This window comes from Mycobacterium sp. (assembly GCF_049280035.1).
Lineage (GTDB): Bacteria > Actinomycetota > Actinomycetes > Mycobacteriales > Mycobacteriaceae > Mycobacterium.
In genome coordinates this window covers 1-3,223 of record NZ_JBAPPI010000722.1, presented here as the reverse complement: position 1 = coordinate 3,223, position 3,223 = coordinate 1, and the positions used below count along the sequence as shown (strand labels likewise).

The following is a 3,223-nucleotide window of genomic DNA, read 5'->3' as shown; positions in this document are numbered from 1 at the left end:
CTTCGACGTAGGGGGTGGGCATTGCCTGCATGACGGGGAACGCCAACAGGGCGTCGTCCCGGCTCGGCGCCTCGAGGTCCGGTCGGAACTGCCGGTACATCGGCGTGCTGTTGAGCATCGGGGTGTTCACGTTCGTCGGATGAATGACGTTGGCACGGATGGACTGTGGGGCCAGCTGCGCCGCGATCCGGAGCGTATAGGAGTCCACCAACTGTTTGGCGTAGTTGTAACCCGCTCCGCCGGGGCCCTGCGGCCCGCCCGCACCCGGGGGTAGCAATCCGGCGATCAGCCCGCCGACCGACCCAGTGGTGATGATCGACGCACCCGACTTCAGATACGGCAGCGCGGCGTGGACGGTGTTGACGACGCCGACGAAGTCGACGTCGAAGGCGTCGGCGAAGGCCTGAACCGGCAGATGAGTGCCCAGCGGACAGATGCCCGCATTGGCGACTACGACGTCGAGTTTGCCGAATTCGGCTACCGCGTTGGCGAGTTCGCGGCTCACTGCCGCTCGGTCTCGCACGTCGACCTCGGCGGTGTACGCCTTGCGGCCGGTTTTCTCCACCTCCAGACCGGCTTCTTCGAGATCACGCGACGTCGCCAGCGGGTACTCGTTGGTCTCGATGTCGTGACAGATGTCGAAGAGGATGACGTCAGCACCCTCCTCGGCCAGCTTGACTGCGTGGCTGCGGCCCTGACCGCGGGCGCCTCCGGTAACCAGAACGACCTTTCCTTCTACGCGACCCGAACTCGTAACCGTGCTCATAAAGTCTCCTTCCGATTGGATTGGCATTGCCAGGGTTTCAGCCCGCTCCGGCCGGTTGAACGGTCGGGGCACCAAGGTCCTCGAGCATTGCGATCAGACGGCGCCGGTCGACCTTAAGCGCCGCTCCGCGAGGCAACTCGTCGACGACGAAGATGCGGGCCGGCACCTCGTAGGGCGTCAGCATCGCCCGGCAGTGCTCGCGCAGAGCTTCGGCATCGGCTGCGGCCCCGTTGCGCAACTCGACAGCCGCGACGGGGACATGACCCAATCGCCGGTCCGGTATCGGTGCTACGGCGGCGTCGGCGACAGCCGCGTGCGCCCGCAATGCCCGGACCACGGTCTCCGGTGCCACCTTGAAGCCGCCGCGGATGATCACGTCGTCGGCACGGCCGTCGATGTACAGGAAGCCTTCGGCGTCGAGATGCGCCAAGTCGCTTGTCGTGACCCAGGATTCACCCGAACTGCCGGCCTGGGGTGTGGCGACCTGCAGCCTGCCAGTGACCCCTGGGCCGAGCGCAGCGCCGTCGTCGTCGACGACCTGCAGCCGCACCCCGGGAAAAGCCCGTCCGACACTGCCCTTCTTGTCGGTCCATCGCGCGTGGAAGTCCTTGACCGTCCATCCGGCCACCGCGCCGGAGAACTCGGTCGCGCCGTAGACGACGAGGATCGGAATGCCGTACCGCTCGAAGAACGCATCGACCAACTCTGGGTCGACATGGCTGGTGCCCGCGTTGATGGCGCGGATGCTCGCCAGATCCTCCCGTGGGATGTCGGAGTCCAGCACCGATCGCATGGCCGCCGGGGGCAGCCCGGCGACGGCAGGCCGATGCTCGGTGATCGCTGCGTGCCATCCCGGCACGGTGAAGCGGTCCAGCATCGCGATCGGACGGGCCGCAACCAGCGACTGCAACAACGACCACAGCCCCCCGATGTGCACGATGGGTAGTGTCACCAGGCCCACGGTGCCTGACAGCGGGGGTTTGGTCCTGGCGTCGGAACGGTCGTTGTGCCGCAACGCCGATGCCAGGGAGGCCTCCAACTGTGCGCGGGTCAACGGAATGCGTTTCGGGGCGCCTGTCGTCCCCGACGTCAGCATCTCGATCGCCACCGCTGGATCGCCGCTGACCGCTTCCCTCGTGCCACGTACCCGCATGCCGAGTTCGCCTTCGTCGAGCCCCCAGCCGGTCGCCCCGAGATCGGCGACGGCGCGGTTGAACACCTCGTTGGACCAGAACGCGGACGGCGCAAGGACGAAGGAGACGGCGGATGCCGCAAGGTCGGCGCTCAGCCTGTCTGGCGGCTGCAGCGCGCTGATGGTCACCAGCGTGCGTCCGCCCCGGAAGATTGCGATGAGCGCCGCGACGGACTCCATTCGATTGGACAGCACGACAGCGACTCGGCCACCGGTCTGACACCCGGCGGCGGTCAGTTCCCGGTCGATCCGCTCGGTGAGTGACCGAACGGAACCCCAGGACGCCCAGCGTCCGTCGCACTCCAGCATGCGGTCGTGGTCGTTGGCGTCCCACAGCCGTCCCAGTGCGTCGTGGATGCTCGTCATCGTCACTTTCCGAATCGGCCCTCGCGGCGAAAGCCTGTCAACTGAACGTAGAGGACATGGTTTACTAGGTCAACTTAGTAGAAGGGACTGCTATGGACTTCGGCTTGACCGACGAACAGGATCAACTCGCCGCGGCGGAGCGGGCCTGGCTCACCCGCAACGACCCCATCGCCAGAGTCCGCGCGACGTTGGACGCGGCTGCCGTCACCGTCGATCCCGCGGCGGTCGCGCACGCGGCGGAATCGGGTCTTTTGGAGCTGCTCACTCCCGAAATGGGCGGCACCCATGTGGATCTCGCGGTCGTGGCCGAGGAACACGGCTACGCGGCGAGCTCGCTGCCCGTCGCCGATTTGAGCATTGCGGGCTGGCTGCTCGACAACGTCGGCATACCGCGCACCGGGGGCGCGCTGGTCGGCCACGCATTCTCCGAGAACGCTCATGCCGACGGCGGAACGCTGCGGCTGAACGGCTCCAGCAGCCCGGTGCCGATGGCCGCCGACATGGAGTCCGTCGCGGTAACGGGCATCGTCGACGACCGGGAGTACCTCATCGTGCTGACGCCCCCGGCGAGGACCGCTTTGGCGACCCTGGATCTCACCCGGTCGTGGGCGCGGCTGCGCCTCGACATGACGACCGACGAATGGACGGAGTTGCCCTCGGGGACGGTCGCCCTGCTGCGCGACGCGCTGGCGGTGCACCGGGCGTTCGACGCGCTGGGCGCGGCAGCCCGGTTGCTCGACATGACGGTGTCCTACGCCGGGCAGCGCGAACAGTTCGGTGCGCCGATCGGCTCGTTCCAGGCCGTCAAACATCACTGCGCCGATATGGCCGTGGCGGTAGAGGCCGGCCGGGCCAGCCTGTGGGCTGCGGCTCTCGCACTGGACACCGCACCGGCCGCC

3 protein-coding genes are annotated in these 3,223 nt (G+C 67.6%); 1 reads left to right on the top strand and 2 read right to left on the bottom strand.

Annotated elements, in window-relative coordinates:
- Together WAN71_RS23310 and WAN71_RS23305 are read right to left on the bottom strand one after the other, a co-directional pair.
- Positions 1-766, bottom strand: a 766-nt coding sequence (locus WAN71_RS23310) for an SDR family NAD(P)-dependent oxidoreductase (protein ID WP_422227596.1), incomplete at its 3' end; no start/stop codon positions are given.
- A gap of 37 nt (positions 767-803) precedes the next feature.
- The gene (locus WAN71_RS23305) at positions 804-2,324 is read right to left on the bottom strand and encodes a class I adenylate-forming enzyme family protein (protein ID WP_422227595.1); all 1,521 of its coding nucleotides are present in this window, start codon (positions 2,322-2,324) and stop codon (positions 804-806) included.
- A 92-nt stretch (positions 2,325-2,416) separates the two neighbouring features.
- On the opposite strand from WAN71_RS23305, the gene WAN71_RS23300 reads away from it, so the two are divergent.
- Positions 2,417-3,223 (top strand): acyl-CoA dehydrogenase family protein (locus WAN71_RS23300; RefSeq protein WP_422227594.1); only part of this gene is annotated, 807 nt, incomplete at its 3' end.